16 protein-coding genes are annotated in these 15,632 nt (G+C 42.5%); 4 read left to right on the top strand and 12 right to left on the bottom strand.

Features of this window, described 5'->3' with window-relative positions:
- Positions 1 to 106: 106 nt before the first annotated feature.
- From ACFQ38_RS12680 to mntR, 4 genes are all read right to left on the bottom strand, one after another.
- A complete protein-coding gene (locus ACFQ38_RS12680; protein ID WP_336824427.1) occupies positions 107 to 388 on the bottom strand; it encodes a GNAT family N-acetyltransferase in 282 nt (93 codons plus the stop codon).
- 47 nt (positions 389 to 435) lie between these two features.
- On the bottom strand, positions 436 to 1,323 hold the full coding sequence (locus ACFQ38_RS12675) for a DUF1002 domain-containing protein (RefSeq protein WP_381481280.1): 888 nt from the start codon (positions 1,321 to 1,323) through the stop codon (positions 436 to 438).
- 63 nt (positions 1,324 to 1,386) lie between these two features.
- A complete protein-coding gene (locus ACFQ38_RS12670; protein WP_336824428.1) occupies positions 1,387 to 2,244 on the bottom strand; it encodes a CvfB family protein in 858 nt (285 codons plus the stop codon).
- Positions 2,241 to 2,672 (bottom strand): transcriptional regulator MntR, encoded by a 432-nt coding sequence (mntR, locus tag ACFQ38_RS12665; RefSeq protein ID WP_336824429.1) that lies wholly within the window; start codon positions 2,670 to 2,672, stop codon positions 2,241 to 2,243. The genes ACFQ38_RS12670 and mntR overlap by 4 nt, the downstream gene beginning before the upstream one ends.
- 120 nt (positions 2,673 to 2,792) lie before the next feature.
- On the opposite strand from mntR, the gene ACFQ38_RS12660 reads away from it, so the two are divergent.
- The gene (locus ACFQ38_RS12660) at positions 2,793 to 2,948 is read left to right on the top strand and encodes a lmo0937 family membrane protein (protein WP_336824430.1); all 156 of its coding nucleotides are present in this window, start codon (positions 2,793 to 2,795) and stop codon (positions 2,946 to 2,948) included.
- Positions 2,949 to 3,226: 278 nt separating this feature from the next.
- On the opposite strand, the gene ACFQ38_RS12655 is transcribed toward ACFQ38_RS12660, so the two are convergent.
- The 3 genes from ACFQ38_RS12655 to ACFQ38_RS12645 are packed head-to-tail and all read right to left on the bottom strand — an operon-like array spanning position 3,227 to position 6,820.
- The gene (locus ACFQ38_RS12655) at positions 3,227 to 4,333 is read right to left on the bottom strand and encodes a GNAT family N-acetyltransferase (protein WP_336824431.1); all 1,107 of its coding nucleotides are present in this window, start codon (positions 4,331 to 4,333) and stop codon (positions 3,227 to 3,229) included.
- Positions 4,334 to 4,362: 29 nt separating this feature from the next.
- Positions 4,363 to 6,468: a heavy metal translocating P-type ATPase gene (locus ACFQ38_RS12650; protein WP_381481277.1), complete on the bottom strand. Its 2,106-nt coding sequence runs from the start codon at positions 6,466 to 6,468 to the stop codon at positions 4,363 to 4,365.
- Positions 6,452 to 6,820, bottom strand: coding sequence for an ArsR/SmtB family transcription factor (locus tag ACFQ38_RS12645; RefSeq protein WP_336824433.1), 369 nt, complete (start codon positions 6,818 to 6,820; stop codon positions 6,452 to 6,454). The genes ACFQ38_RS12650 and ACFQ38_RS12645 overlap by 17 nt, the downstream gene beginning before the upstream one ends.
- A 155-nt stretch (positions 6,821 to 6,975) precedes the next feature.
- Here ACFQ38_RS12645 and ACFQ38_RS12640 point away from each other — a divergent pair, with 155 nt between their 5' ends.
- Positions 6,976 to 8,022 carry a DmpA family aminopeptidase gene (locus ACFQ38_RS12640; RefSeq protein WP_381481274.1) on the top strand — a complete coding sequence of 349 codons (1,047 nt, stop codon included), beginning with the start codon at positions 6,976 to 6,978 and terminating at the stop codon, positions 8,020 to 8,022.
- Between the two features lie 523 nt (positions 8,023 to 8,545).
- Here ACFQ38_RS12640 and murB read toward each other — a convergent pair.
- The 3 genes from murB to ACFQ38_RS12625 form a co-directional block, all read right to left on the bottom strand.
- Entirely contained in the window at positions 8,546 to 9,463 is a 918-nt protein-coding gene (gene murB, locus ACFQ38_RS12635) for a UDP-N-acetylmuramate dehydrogenase (protein ID WP_381481272.1), read from the bottom strand.
- A gap of 371 nt (positions 9,464 to 9,834) precedes the next feature.
- Complete coding sequence (locus ACFQ38_RS12630; protein WP_381481269.1) at positions 9,835 to 10,374, bottom strand: GNAT family N-acetyltransferase; 540 nt, start codon at positions 10,372 to 10,374, stop codon at positions 9,835 to 9,837.
- A gap of 119 nt (positions 10,375 to 10,493) precedes the next feature.
- On the bottom strand, positions 10,494 to 11,201 hold the full coding sequence (locus ACFQ38_RS12625) for a DsbA family oxidoreductase (protein WP_336825486.1): 708 nt from the start codon (positions 11,199 to 11,201) through the stop codon (positions 10,494 to 10,496).
- A gap of 98 nt (positions 11,202 to 11,299) precedes the next feature.
- Between ACFQ38_RS12625 and ACFQ38_RS12620 the strand changes: the two genes are divergently transcribed.
- The gene (locus ACFQ38_RS12620; RefSeq protein ID WP_381481267.1) at positions 11,300 to 12,676 is read left to right on the top strand and encodes an FAD-dependent oxidoreductase; all 1,377 of its coding nucleotides are present in this window, start codon (positions 11,300 to 11,302) and stop codon (positions 12,674 to 12,676) included.
- Positions 12,677 to 12,826: 150 nt separating this feature from the next.
- Here ACFQ38_RS12620 and ACFQ38_RS12615 read toward each other — a convergent pair whose 3' ends face one another.
- Together ACFQ38_RS12615 and ACFQ38_RS12610 are read right to left on the bottom strand one after the other, a co-directional pair.
- A complete protein-coding gene (locus tag ACFQ38_RS12615) occupies positions 12,827 to 13,753 on the bottom strand; it encodes a manganese-dependent inorganic pyrophosphatase (RefSeq protein WP_336825490.1) in 927 nt (308 codons plus the stop codon).
- Positions 13,754 to 13,795: 42 nt separating this feature from the next.
- Positions 13,796 to 14,239, bottom strand: coding sequence for an Rrf2 family transcriptional regulator (locus ACFQ38_RS12610; protein WP_336825492.1), 444 nt, complete (start codon positions 14,237 to 14,239; stop codon positions 13,796 to 13,798).
- A gap of 164 nt (positions 14,240 to 14,403) precedes the next feature.
- Between ACFQ38_RS12610 and hmpA the strand changes: the two genes are divergently transcribed.
- Positions 14,404 to 15,591, top strand: coding sequence for an NO-inducible flavohemoprotein (hmpA, locus tag ACFQ38_RS12605; RefSeq protein ID WP_381481264.1), 1,188 nt, complete (start codon positions 14,404 to 14,406; stop codon positions 15,589 to 15,591).
- The last annotated feature ends 41 nt before the right edge of the window (positions 15,592 to 15,632 follow it).

The raw sequence follows: 15,632 nt of genomic DNA, 5'->3' as shown, positions 1-15,632 counted from the left end.
GAACGGAAAGCGACGGTTGTCAGGGGTTCCCCATTTATTCTCCAACCAGAAAGGGACTATCACAGAAAATCAGTTTTCACTGACTTTCTGGACAGCCCCTTTTTTCTTATGCTTTAATATCATCATATTCCTTGTATCGTTCAAAAGCAGTGACGACATAGGAGCAGACAGCTTCCATTTTGTAACCTTTTTCCCTTGCGTATTGTGCAGCACGGTCCAATAGTTTCTTAGCAACCCCTTGGCCACGCAAGTCTTGGGATACAAAAGTATGATCCATCACCATGACATCCCCTAAAAGCGTCCATGTGATTTCCGCTAACATCTTGCCATCCTGCTCATAGCGGAACGCAAAAGTGTCGCCGCCTAATTCCACAAATTCAAAGTTCATGAAAACCTCTCCTCCTTTTTTTAGATTATATCAAAATCTTATTCTCTTCAGTTGAACCATGACTTCACAGACTCTGCAAGGTCCGCGAAGAACTGTTTCACTTTTTCCCAGAACCCTGGGTCAATTTCACCGATTTTATCTTTAATTTTCGATGCCATATCAGATAGTTGGTCAGAGAGCTTACTGAAATCAATGTCCAAATTGCGAATCCGATCCATAAGGTCAATTAACAATTGACGATCTGCATCACTAAGTTCGATATTCAGTTTTTTCAGCTGATCGTTTACAATCTTCTCTACTTCTTCTTTCGTAGCCGGTTTGTTTTCGGCTATTGTTTTCTTAATTTCCGTTAATAACTCAGCAACTTTGTCTTGGTCGATATCCAAGTTCTTTGAAAACCTCGTTGCCAAATTCAATTCATCATTTGCGACATCTGTCCGCTCTGTATCCAATGTCTCGCCGGATACTTCATACGCTTTGTAAATACCGATGAGCGCAGATTCGCCAGTTACCGCTTTCGGTGCAGCCACTTCTACAATCGCATCTTCAATTCCTGCAGTCAGCATCGCTGTCGCATACATTTCAGAAGTCACTTGTGTAATATGATCCGGTGTCACGATTGAAATGACAAGCCCTTTCCCTTTATCCTGCCTCGTAATTTTGGCGGATGAATACATTCTTGCCTTGTCATTGCCGTCCGTAATATATTTCACAAGATCTTTTCCATCTACAATGATTTCTTCATACTCGCCATCCTGCTCCACTTTCAAGCTTTTTCGAACGCTTTCCTTTTCAGCATCTGACAAGTTTGCTCCATAAACGACGACCGGCACACCTAATTTTTCATCTACTACTGAATCTGCCTTTGCTGCAGTCGGAATGACCATCCCTATACATAATGCAAAAATCATTACAAATGTTATAATCCGTTTCATTGTTTCTACCTCCTTTGTCATAAAATAAGTACGTTATGACGTAACAAAAGTTCCCCATTGCTTTTATTTCACAGAGGTCCAGCCATCGTTTTGCTCAATTTTTCCTTCTTTCATCAATTTCCCTAAAGCCCTTTTAAATGCCGCTTTGCTCAAACCGAACATTTCATTGATCTCATCAGGAGATGACTTATCCCAAAACGGCATTTTCCCGCCGACTTCAGTCAAATAATTGAGTATCATTTCCGCATCATCGCCTAAACGTTCCTGTTTCCGTGGCAATAAAGAACCGTTTAATGTGCCGTCTTTATGCACTTCGATAATGCGGACGTCAACGGCCTGTCCTAAACGGGGTTCTTGTTGTCGTTCCGACTGATGGACAAAAATTCGATAGTTGTCAGGGATGCTTAATAGAAAGGAGCCAACCGGCAATAGTCGATAAGGTCTTGCCGTCAATGTTTTGTTAAACACCGTTTCTGGGGCCTCATTGATCAGCTCCAACACTCGTTCCTCGGTCGCTAATCGGCCAAAGATATTGCCTCCTAAATCTGTCCGCAATGTCATGAACAATTCATCGTCCGTTTTCGGCCAAAGTGCTTTAACTCTCGGCAAATCCGCCTTATTGACGAGCACTTCAAATGATGAGCCGACATCTACATACGCACCTTCTTTCTCATCGATGCGGATAACCCGCCCCCAGCCGAATGTATCGCATGTAACGGACGGCAAATTTGCTGTTGCTGTCAATTCACCGCGTCGATTCATATAAAGAAATACTTCTATCGTGTCGCCTTCATTCAATGTTCCTTCAATTTCCGAGGCGTTCAGCATAATTGTTTGATCACCTGCTGACAACACCCATCTCGAGCCTTCTTTGCTTGCCACTGTTAGTCGGACATTATATCCCGGCTTTAGTTCTGTCATTTTTCATCTACCTCTTCCGCAATTGCTTGACGCTCTTTCAAATTACGAACAAATTCTTTATCTTCTTCCATTGCTTCAACAAGATCTGTAATCCGATCCATTGCGTTCCAACTTAAATGATGCTCGATTCCTTCGACGTCTTGATAAATATTTTGTTCTTCTACACCGATAATACGCAAAAATTGTTCCAATAACTCATGTCTGCGCAACAATTTCTTACCGAACTTCAAACCTTTTTCCGTTAGTTCAAGGCCTCTGTAACGCTCATAAATGAGATATCCTTCACGATCGAGCCGTTGCGCCATCTTTGTTACGGACGAAGGCAATACTGACAGCGCTTCCGCAACATCGGATACGCGCGCCTCTCCCTTTCCTTCAATCTGTAAATAAATCTGTTCAATATAGTCCTCCATACTTGGTGTTGCCACAGTTCCACCTCCAGTATGTATATTCCCTTGCGATTCTTTCTTGAACCCTGTCGACCAAGGCTGTTTATCATCTTTTCCAAACGGGTAAATTTACTATACCACTTCAAAGGGGTGAAAAAAATGGGTAAGGTTCTTTGGTTTATAATTGTCTTATTAGTAGCGTTCTGGTTAATTGGGTTTATTATGAAAATCGGGGGCGGATTAATTCACCTTCTATTAATTATTGCAGGCATTATTTTTGTCATTCAATTATTAACAGGAAGGCGATCGCTTTAAAGATAGAGTACCAATAATTGGGCACACTACTATCTTGTTTGATTCTGATACCCACAGAACGCAAGTCATGCAACCGTTGATAGGTGAGCAAAGAAAGGTTTAATTCGTTATATTACTTCCCTATTTGCAGCAATTTAGGCAATTGCAGTCGTCTCAGAATCCCTCGACATGGCAAAATTTTTCGGCTAAAAAGAGGAGCTATTCTGTTAGAACAACCTATCCAAATAGCTGTATACAAAGTGAAAGGGTACCTGTAGGGCACCCTTTCACTTTGTATACTATTTTATTTTCGCATAAATACAAGTGTTCCTCAAAGAACTACCATCTGCTGATAAGGAATCCTGCTTCAATACGCCTTCAAGCTCATAGCCTGCACGTTCCGCAACAGCACGGCTCCTCACGTTTTCTTCGTCGCATCGGATTTCCACTCTTCGTGCTCCTAATTCTTCAAAGGCAAATGCCGTCAATCTTTCAACAGCTTCCGTTATATACCCTTTACCTTCAAATTTCGTATCGACCCAATAGCCAATTTCGAATTTAGGAATAGACCAATCAATTCGGTGAAGACCTGTAGATCCTACAAATTCTCCTGTTTCCTTGGAAAACAGATGCAATCGTAAATCTTTCCTTGTAATGAAATCCGCAATGGACTCGCGTAAATTCTCTTCCGTCACATGAAGCTCAGGCTGCTGCTGGGCAAACGGCATCCAATTCCGAAGCGCCGGCAATGAATTGCGGATTGCATTCCAAACATCCAACGCATCTCCCACTTCAGGCATTCGGATTATTAATCTTTCCGACTCGAATTGACTTGGGAAGTCGGGAATCCTCTTTTTCTTTCGAGTTTTATGCTCTTCATCTTCCCAATGAACCGGCGTCGTCGTGCCAGCTAAAAAGTCTTCTCGCGTCATGCCGTATGTGACAGCGTCATAATACGAGTTCTCTTTCGGAGAAAACCATGCTTTCCGTAAATGCGCTTCCTTGACGAAGCCTGCACGTTCAAATGTTTTTCTCATTGCCAAATTGTCTTGTCGTGTATGACCTTCCAATCTAATCTTTTCTTCAGGAAGTCCAAAAACAAACTCTGTAATGAGACGGAGCGCTTGAGGTCCATAGCCGAAGCCACGGTAGCGATCTGCAATCCGCAAATCAAATAGCGGGATTTCATCTTGCAAATCATATATTTTTACGATCCCGACAATCTCCTCATCATCCGTTTGCACCCAAAATGTCTTCACTTCATCCGACTCATAGCCGCCTTCTTCAATCGTTTTTTCGATCAAATCTCGTTCGGGATGAGCATTGCCATGAAACGGCCAAGTGTTTGTCGTTAAAAAGTGAATCAGCTGCTCTTGCTCTTCCATCGTCCATTCTCTTAAACGCATTGCCTTCTCCCCCAATCACCTACTGAAAACTATTTACGAATACGGATGAGTCGCATGGAATTTAATACGACTAGTAACGTCGCCCCCATATCCGCAAAGATGGCGATCCACAATGTAAGCCATCCCGGAATAATCAACAGCAGTGCTACAATTTTTAAGCCTAATGCAAACATAATATTTTCTTTAATAATACGCAATGTTTTTCGGCTTAATTTCATTGTATATGGCAATTGGTGCAAGTCGTCTGCCATTAATGCGATGTCTGCCGTTTCAAGAGCAGTGTCTGTTCCTGCTCCCCCCATAGCAATCCCAACATTTGCAGTCGCTAAAGCGGGAGCATCGTTAATGCCGTCCCCTACCATCGCCACTTTATCGTACTTGCCGGACATTTCTTTGATCGCTGTCAATTTATCCTCGGGCATGAGCCCTGCACGCACGTCGGTTAAGCCTGCTTGCTTTGCTATCGCCTCAGCAGTATGTTGGCTATCGCCTGTTAGCATGACCGTATGACGAATGCCAACTTGCTTAAGGCGATTCATCACTTCAAGGCTTTCCGCTCTTAACGGATCCGTAACCGCGATAAGCCCACGGAAGGTTTCATCCACAACAACTGCCATGACGGATTTTCCTTCTTTTTGCAAATCTTCAGCTTTGTCTTTCATGACTGCCGGAATATTGCTAAGCTCAGATGCCCATTGAATGCTTCCGATATACGTTGCTTCCCCATCTACTACTGCGTAGGCTCCTTTTCCGGTAACTGATTGGAAGTTTTCAGCGACCTTGCGCTTTGCGCCCATTTCTTTAGCATATTTGACGATCGCTTTAGCGAGCGGATGCTGTGACATCGATTCGACAGCAGCAACGGCAGACAACGTATGCTCTCTCTTTGTTCCTTCAATGATAAAATCAGTCACTTCTGGATAGCCTTTCGTCAATGTACCTGTTTTATCAAAGGCGATCGCATGAATTCTTCCCATTTCTTCAAGATGCACACCGCCTTTAATTAAAACACCATTCCGTGCGGCATTTCCGATTGAAGTTACGATTGCAACAGGCGTTGATATGACGAGCGCACATGGACAACCGACTACCAAAACGGCAAGTCCTTGGTAAATCCATTCATGCCATTCACCGCCGAATAAAGGAGGGATGACAGCAACTAAAAAAGCAATGGCAATAATGGCTGGTGTGTAATATTTTGCGAATTTATCTACAAATTTTTGCGAAGGCGCTTTTTCGGCTTGTGCGTCTTCTACAAGGTGGATGATTTTAGCGATCGTTGTGTCTCCGCTCAGTTTCGTTACAGTTACTTCCAATGCGCCTTCTTCATTTAACGTTCCTGCGAAAACTTCATCGTCTTTCTGCTTGAAGACTGGAACAGATTCTCCTGTAATCGGCGCTTGGTTCACTGTTGACTGCCCTGATAAGACGACGCCATCCATCGCAATTTTTTGCCCCGGTTTCACGATGAGCACATCACCAATACGAATATCCTCAGTACGCAGCTCAACCAATTCGTCATTTCTTTTGACGATTGCGGATGAAGGTGCAATATCCATTAGCTGTCGGATTGATTGACGTGCTTTGTTCATCGAATATGCTTCCAGAGCTTCGCTTACCGCAAATAGAAAGACGACGACAGCACCTTCTTGCCATTCCCCGATTATTGCAGCGCCAATAATCGCAATCGTCATGAGCGTCTTCATGTCAAAATCCAATTTGAATAAGTTTTGAATGCCTGTTTTAAACATGCCCGCCCCGCCTACTATGATTGCAGTGGCGTACAATATAGTCGCTACAGTCGGAAGCGGCTGTGCTTTATATGTGAAAAAGACACCTGCAATCAGAAACAGGAACGATAACAGGGATACGATATTTTCTTTTCGTTTAAAGAATGGTGTCTTCTGTTCAGGTTCCTTTTTTGATAAAGGCACGACTTTTATGCCATCAAAGGCACCAGCGGATTGTAGTTCCTCCATCGTCGCATCACCGACGAAAGACAACTTGGAAGCGCCAAAGTTAACATTCGCCTCCACTACTTTCGGCAAATTTTTGACGTTATTCTCAAATTTCATTGCACAATTGGCACAACTCAAGTTTTCAAGCCGATACTCCGTTTTATTCGCCGTCGTCATACTGTTCACCCTCCTCAGAATGATCATGAGCAATTTTAACAAGATCGTAGACATGCGAATCCGCAAGTGAGTAATAAACCATCTTTCCTTTACGCTTCGATTTCGCAAGGCCGTGTTCACGCAAATAGCGCAAATGATGTGAAGCGGTCGCATTCGATGACCCGATGACTGCCGCAATGTCGCAAACGCACATTTCATCCTCACAAGTTAATGAATAAGCGATCTTTAGCCTCGTTTCATCAGCTAACGCTTTAAAGATTTGCACCATGCCCGAAACGTCCGGTATTTTCGCTTGAACTTCTTTTACAACATCCTCATGCACAACCGTAATATCACAAATATCTTTATCCATAACGCACCTCATTCAAATGTCCATTTGATTATCTTTAGTATATGTACCACGTAAAAATATTGCAAGGATAATCAAACAATTATTTGAATGTTTATTTTTTATTTGTCTAGAGACTGCTATAGTAAAGAAAACGGTTCATGAAAGGTGGATGCTTTATGGAGAGAGGGAAATGGAATTTAATTACTGATGTGCCTGGGGTAAAGGTTGGCCATGTCACTTTATATGAACAGGAAGGTGATGAGTGTGTCTGCACAGGCGTCACAGCAATTTTGCCCCACAGCAGAAACTTATTTGAAGAGAAAGTGACAGCAGCCCATTTTGTGCTGAATGGATTTGGCAAAACAGTAGGTCTTGTACAAGTTGAGGAGTTAGGTGTGATCGAGTCACCAATTATGTTGACCAATACATTTAGCGTTGGGGCCGTTTTGGAAGGAACACTCCAGTATATGTTGGATGAAAATGAAACTATTGGCGATTCAACAAGTTCCCTAAATATCGTCGTTGGAGAATGCAATGACAGTTATTTAAACTCAATGCGCCTCATGCGAGTCAGGCCGGAACATGCGATAAAAGCAATTCAGTCAGCGCACTCTGGACCATTTACGATGGGAGATGTCGGCGCGGGCAAAGGGATGATCTGCTACGATCGGAAAGGCGGTATTGGCTCCTCTTCACGCATCGTCAATAATGAGGATGTTCAGTACACAGTCGGCGTGTTGGCGTTAACGAATTTTGGACGGAAAGAAGAATGTAAAATTGACGAATGGCTACGCAAAAACGGCTTGCATGCTTCTCACGCTTCGAACATAAAGGAAGCCGACATTGACAAGCCTGATGGTTCCGTCATTATTATTGTTGCAACGGATGCGCCAGTTAACGAAAGGCAGTTGAAAAGACTCTCCAAACGGGCAGCAATCGGGCTCGGGAGGACTGGCACGCATGTACATAACGGCAGCGGGGACATCATGATCGCCTTTTCGAATAGCCAAAACGTACTTCATTCATCCGACTCTGCCGTCCGGACGATGGACTGCTTGCGAGACGATCATCCGGTAATGAACTCGATGTTTGAAGCGGTCATTGAGGCTACAGAAGAAGCGGTCTATCAATCTTTATTGCACGCCGAAACGGTGGTAGGGCGTAAAGGTCGTGTTATTGAGAAGTGGCCGACTATCGCAGATGGTGCCCAATTCAACTCTTAAGTCTAGAAGAAACATTTGTAGCTAAATTATAGCCTACTGGAGTGCGACAGAAAATCTGTTTAAATAATGCTATATTACACTGCCCTTTGCCCCTAAGCAAAAGGGGGCCTGCTCTCGTGTGGCGTTTGAAAATTAGCAAGGGGCAGGTAGTATTTTGGAAATTCGCCCAAAAAAGTTTCCTAAACCCTTGCCAATTTCCATTTTCTCCGTTCCTATTTCCATACCGAAAGTCAGACTCAGCAAAAATAAATGTATTATCTTTCGCTCCCATCCCATACTTAAATACTTATTTCAAACACGCAAAAACAATCCTTATTTTCACAGAAAAAAAACCTATTTTTGCTGGTTCGCTGGCAGAGGTATGCACGGTAGGCTCAATTATACGTGTTCACGAGCATATATACGTTTTGGTAGGAGTTTGTACATGACGGCGAGTATCTCCCAAGAGAAATGCATTTAAAATGTTTTTTCAAAAGCAAAAAGGCCCCTGATCTGTATTTCGACCGGGGCACTTCTTTCACGATTACTGCGGCTCTTCTCCAACGATTTTCACTTCAAGTTCTAACTCAACATCAAACCTATTTTTCACTTCTTTTTTCACCATTTCGATCGTCTGGATATAATCAGACGCCGTTGCGTTGTTTTTATTAATAATGAAACCTGCATGCTTTTCCGATACTTCAGCGCCGCCAAATCCTTTTCCTTGCAAGCCGCTATCTTGAATCAGCTTGCCGGCAAAATAGCCGACAGGACGCTTAAAGACACTCCCTGCAGATGGGTATTCAAGAGGCTGCTTCGATTCGCGTTGGAATGTTAAGTCGGCCACTTTTGCGTCAATTTCGCTTTGATTTCCTTCCTCTAACTTAAAATCTGCAGAAAGGACGAATAACCCATTTTTCGCAATGATGCTTTGACGATAACCCAATTCCAATTCATCTTTCGATAAAACAAAGATTTTTCCGGTCCTATCCATTACAGTTGCCTGTACGATAATATCCTTTATTTCTCCACCATAGGCACCGGCGTTCATCGCCATCGCACCACCGACTGATCCAGGAATGCCACACGCAAATTCAAAACCTGTTAGGCACGCGGCTGCGGATTGGCGCGAAACATCTATAATGTGAGCACCAGCTTCCGCATGGACATGCGTTCCGTTAATGACGATTGTATCCAACTTTGACATATGAAGCACAATGCCTCTCACACCGCCATCCCTTACGACCATATTGGAGCCGTTTCCTAATAAAAGAAGAGGTATTTCGTTTTTATATGCATATTTTACAGCAGCTTCCATTTCATCCATCGTCCCGGGCATTACTAGAAGATCCGCAGAACCGCCTAATTTCGTTTTTGTATATTTATTTAAAGGTTCATCTACAAACAGTTCGCCTGTTTTAATCACATTTTTTAATTCTTCAAGCCAAATATACTTTGACATCTAAACACAACCCTTTCGATTAGTGAAGTTCCGAAGATTTTGTCAGGCCATGATCAGATTTTGAAACGTAATAAGGCCTTTCCATCTCAAGTTGTGTCCATATTTTTAGAATAGTTAAAAACATGGACATCCGCTCGACTTCCGCCGAATGAGGATAAATACTTTCACCATTATAAGTATGCTTGCAATCGAGTTATTTGACAAGCAATTCTTCTTAAATGATCATCAGATTTGCCATTGTTTACAAATCAGAATAAATAAGAAAAATTATTCCTTTTGTATAGCTTTTGCCTTGGATTAATATAAAGATTAATTGCCCTAACAGATGGCAGGAAGCAATCCGCTTAGGGCAATTTTTTACTCATTATCTTTTATATTTTATTGAATTCACTATTTAATAAACCATAAATATATTCATCATGATGCTGCCCATTCGTAAAGACCATACTTCTTAAAGTGCCTTCACGCTTGAAGCCAAGATGCTCCTGCAAGCTAATGGAGCCCTCATTGAAATCATATATATGGGCCGTCGCCTTCACATAACGCAATTCATTGAAATAATAACGAAGTAAAATCTTTACAGCATCCGCTGCGTAACCATTACGCCAGTAGGGGCGAAAAATAGCCACTCCATATTTAAATGTTCCGTTACGGGCATCACAGCTATGCGCACTAATGCTTCCGACTAATTCTCCATCAAAATTTTCAATAGCAAGCATCACGTTATCTCCATCTGCTCCTATTAAGGATTGCTGTTCAGCCCATGCTTTCGTTCCGGCTTCCGATCTTGGAAAGTAAATCGCATCTGATGATCGTGCCCCTTCTGAATCTCGATCATTCTCATGAAACCTCACCCAGTCATCAGGCACAATTGCTCGAAGCCTGACTTTTTCACCTTCCCAAACGTACAATATTCTTCTCCCCTTCCCTTCCATAAAGGATACCCTAACAATCCGAATCCAACGTCAAAATTCCAATCCATTAAAAAATGGCGTTCAAACTTTTATCAGTTCGAACGCCACTTTAGCAATTACATATCGCAATGATCGTCTGTACATATCCCTTGGCTTTCGTCTCCTAACACTTTTAGTTGAGGAGTGATGCCTTCTTCTTCTGCCACTTTCCGCAATGCCTGTTCAAATACTTCTGTTGGCTGCGCTCCGGAGATTGCATACTTTCGGTTGATGACGAAGAATGGCACGCCTTGTACACCGATTTCCCCAGCCTCTGCAATATCTTGCTGGACCGAGTCTTTAAACTCATCCGACTGAAGCATTGTCGCTATACGTTCAGTAGATATCCCGACCTCATCTGCAATTGCAGTTAAGACAATGGGGTCATCTACTCTTTCTCCTTGAATGAAATGCGCTGACATGAGACGTTCCGTTACAGCGAAGCTTTTTCCTTCCGCCTCTCCTAATTTTGCGAGACGATGTGCATCCAACGTATTGGCAACTTTCATTTCTTCGACATTATAGGATAGTCCGACCGTCTTCGCTTGTTCTGCGACATTCGCCATCATTTGCTTGGCTTCCTGTAAACTGATTCCGTATTTCTTGGAAAGCCCTTCGATCGATGAGCCTCCAGACATTGCCGGCGTAGTTGGGTCGAGCTGAAAAGCTTTGTAAACAACTTCCGCTTTATCCTGCAAACCTGTTGCAGAAAGCGCCATTTCCAACCTTCGTTTGCCGATATAACAAAACGGGCAAACATAATCAGACCACACTTCTATTTTCATCCCCGAAACCACCTTTCATTTTCTATTTTAGATATTGGTCAAAATGGTAACAATGAATATGCTTGGCAAGTTCAACAAGTCTATTTGGAGGGCTGAAAATGTTCAATTCACTTTGGTTACAAACTGCTTATACACGTGATACTTATCCGCAACTTGAAGAAGATGTTTCTTGTGACGTGTGCATTATTGGTGGCGGGCTGAGTGGTATCGCAAATGCGTATTTTTTAGCTAAAGAAGGCAAGGATGTCATTTTACTTGAAAAAGACTCGATTCTTTCAGGGGCGACCGGAAATTCTACCGGGAAACTGACCGTTCAACATGATGTTGTCTATACAGATTTGATAAAACAATTAGGGCTGGAAAATGCAAAGATTTATTATGAGGCGAATCAAGAAGCGGTTTTATTCGGACGCTCGATTGCAGAATGGGACGAATTGAGACTCGCCGATTCAATTCTATTTTCACAAACAAAATATGGAACTGAGCGTTTGGAAGATGAGATGAAAGCTTATAAGGAAATTGGCATCAATGGTGAGTTAGGTTGGAACACGGAACTGCCTTTGAAGGTTGAAAAGACGTTAACAATTAGAGATGAAACTCAAATCCATCCGGTTCGTTTCGGCCAGCACTTGGCTAAATTAGCCCAAAAAGCAGGCGCTCGCATTTATGAAAAATCCGACGTGGAACTGATGGACTTGAAAAAACGTTTGCTTTATACTGCTTCTTCAAACGAGATCCAATTCAATGAGTTAATTTTATGTACGCACTATCCGATTGAGGCACTACGTGGTTTACAAATTATGAAATTAATCGTAAGCCGTTCTTATATTGTCTCGGCTTTGGCCAATATGCCGTTAACCGGGCAATATATTTCCGTCGATGACCCGAAGCGTTCGATCCGCACAGCTTTTATCGATGGGAAAACACACTTTCTTTTAAGCGGCGAAGGTCATCAGGCAGGTATGGAAAAAGAGACGCAAATTCATTATGAAAAGCTTACAACGGAGCTTAAAAATATATACCAATTGGATTCTGTCCAATACGGTTGGTCAGCACAAGATCCTTCAACCCCTGATTTAGTTCCCTATGCTGGAGCCATTTCACCGAGCATGCCGTACGTATATATGAATACAGGATTTCGAAAATGGGGACTTTCAAACTCTATAGCCTCCGCCCGTATAATAAGTGACAAAATCCTTGGACGCCCAAATAAGGCAGAAGCACTATACGCTCCCGACAGGACAGGGTTCAGTTCATTTTTATTGCAAGCTTTGCGCAATACAGGCCTTGTCTTGAAAGAATTCACAGGGGGACATATAACCCGGACCGATTCACCGATCTGCACGCATATGGGATGCCGAACACGTTGGAATGAAGGCGATCAAACATGGGATTGCCCATGTCATGGCTCTCGTTTCAGAAAAGACGGCTCTGTCCTTGAAGGGCCTGCGACGAAGCCGTTAGATTTATCATAGATAGCAAATTGTAATGGCTTTTCAGAATGCCGGTGCGCTTGGAAAACGAGAAAAACGTATTGCTTCTTACGCCATTGATCGTTTTTCACGATATGATCAATCCAACAAAAAAAGCGGATGATGGATCAATAATCCAACAACCGCTTTTACTTATTTTAGTGCTTCTGTTAAGACAGGCACGATTTGTTTTTTTCGCGACACGACACCTTTTAATGTTGCCGTGTTGTTGTCAAGCGCTACATTGAACGCAGCAGCAGCGCGATCTGCAGCAGTTCCAAGTGCGATTACGACCGAATCGTTGTTCAAAATGTCTGTAACGACGAAAAGGAATAGATCGAGCCCCTTTTCTTCAATAATACTATTTAACAAAACTTCCAATTCTGCTTGGCGATCCATTACATCCGCGATTTCTATCGCATTCACTTGTGCAATTTCCACTTTCGCTTCACCCATCGTGAACTCTTTCGCATCCAATGAAACAAGCTCTTCAAGCGACTTGCCGCTTAAATCAGCACCCGCCTTCAGCATCTCCAAACCGTACTCTTCTGCATTTACACCTGCAATCGCTGATAGCTCATCAGCCGCCTTGCGATCTTCTTCAGTAAACGTAGGAGATTTAAATAGCAGGGAATCTGAAATAATAGCAGACAGCATCAATCCAGCAATATTTTTCGGAATGTCAACGCCATTCTCTTTATAAAGCTTGTTCAAAATGGTAGCTGTACAACCCACTGGCTCTGCACGGTAGTACAACGGATCATTCGTTTCGAAATTCGCAATCCGATGATGGTCGATTACTTCAAGCACTTGCACTTCATGCAAATCATCGACGCTTTGCTGTCTTTCATTATGGTCGACTAAAATGACTTGCTGTGCTTCTGGAGCTGCTTTTTCAATTAAACGCGGTGCTTCAAACCCGAATTGTCCAAGAGCATATGCCGTTTCTCCAGAAATTGATCCTAATCTTACCGCTTCAGCATCCATGCCTAACTGCTGTTTTAAATACGCATAACTGATCGCCGATGTAATCGTGTCAGTATCAGGGTTTTTATGTCCAAAAACTAAAACTTTCCCCATTGTTAAGCCTCCTATGGTATCTTTAAATTCTTTTATATTCTATCACAAAGATTTGTCGAACAAAATTGCTGCCAACTCGTCTTTATTGATTATAAAATCGGCAATTGTATACTTGTCCAAAACGGTTAAATAAGCAGACAGCGCTTCGTAAAGGACACCCTTTAACCGGCAAACAGGAGATAGAATGCAATGGTTTCCGCCTTCTTTAAAACATTCAACAAGATAGAAATCATCCTCCGTCTTGCGTACAAGCTCTCCGACATTGATTTCCTCCGGTTTTATCCGCAGTCTAATTCCGCCGCCACGCCCCCGAACTGTTTCAACAATCCCCATTTTCCCTAATTCGTGTACTACTTTCGTCAAATGGTTTTTTGAGATTGCATAGCGATCTGAAATTTCCTGGACTGTCGACAATTCACCTGTCTCCCTCGATCCCAAATAGATGAGGACGCGCAATGAGTAATCTGTATATAAAGTTAGACGCATATTATCACCGCTCTTTCCCACACTATTATAGCGATTATGACAAGAACGTGAAAGAAATGTGTCCAAAAATGTAACAGTTCCTTAAAGTTGTATTTTATATATAGCTTTGAAACTATGCATCGTTTATTGTTAAATTACAAATACGAGAAAGGTTGTGGATCAGTATGTTATCCCAAAAAACAATTGATATCGTAAAGTCAACAGTACCAGTACTTGAGCAACACGGAAAAACAATCACCACTGTATTTTATAAAAATATGTTTGAAGCACACCCTGAACTTCTCAACATTTTCAACCATGCCAACCAATCACGCGGACGCCAGCAAACAGCGCTTGCAAATGCAGTTTATGCAGCAGCAGCGAATATCGACAACTTAGGCGCAATCTTGCCTACCGTTATCCAAATTGCACATAAGCACCGCTCCTTAGGAATTATGCCAGAACATTATCCGATCGTAGGAGAAAATCTTTTAGGAGCGATTAAAGAAGTATTAGGCGATGCAGCCACTCCTGAAATCATCGATGCGTGGGCAGAAGCTTATGGAGTTATCGCTGACGCTTTCATCGGTGTTGAAAAAGAAATGTATGATAAAGTCGAAGAAGCAGATGGCGGTTGGAGAACATTCAAGAAATTCACGATTGCCCAAAAGGTTAAAGAAAGCGATGTTATTACTTCATTCTATTTGAAGCCTGTTGACGGCAAGAAATTGCCTTCTTACAAACCTGGCCAATACATTACAATCCGCTTAAATATTTTTGGTGAAAAATATACATTGAACCGTCAGTACAGTTTGTCACAAGCTCCTAATGAAGAAATGTTCCGCATTTCTGTGAAACGAGAAGATGAATGCACGCCGAATGGTAAAGTATCAGTCCATCTTCACCGCAACTTGAATGTTGGGGATGAAATTGAAGTAAGCGCGCCTGCTGGCGACTTCTACCTTGATACTGAAAGCACAGCGCCAGTTACTTTGATCAGCGGCGGAGTCGGTTTAACACCGATGATGGCAATGTATGAAACGATTGCAAAAGAAACACCAGAACGTCAAGTTGCTTTCCTTCATTCAGCACGAACAAGAAAGCACCAAGCATTCGATCAAACATTGCGCGACATGAATGAATCCCTTCCAAATTCAACATACGAAGTCCTTTATTCCGAAGAAGGAGACGGATTTATCAACGCAGAATTTTTATCAAAATACGCAATTAAAGGAAGCGATGTCTACGTCTGCGGTCCAACGCCTTTCATGAACGCCGTCATTTCCGCTTTACATGAAATCGGCTTCACAGACGATAAAATTCACTTTGAATTCTTCGGTCCTGCTGAACAATTGGAATTAGTGCAAGCATAAGAAAGGGGCTGTCCAATAAGTCCCTAAAATAGAACAGGTGG

The organism is Sporosarcina contaminans, from assembly GCF_042679045.1.
In the GTDB taxonomy this organism is placed as follows: Bacteria; Bacillota; Bacilli; order Bacillales_A; family Planococcaceae; genus Sporosarcina; species Sporosarcina contaminans.
This window is presented reverse-complemented; position numbering and strand designations above follow the sequence as displayed.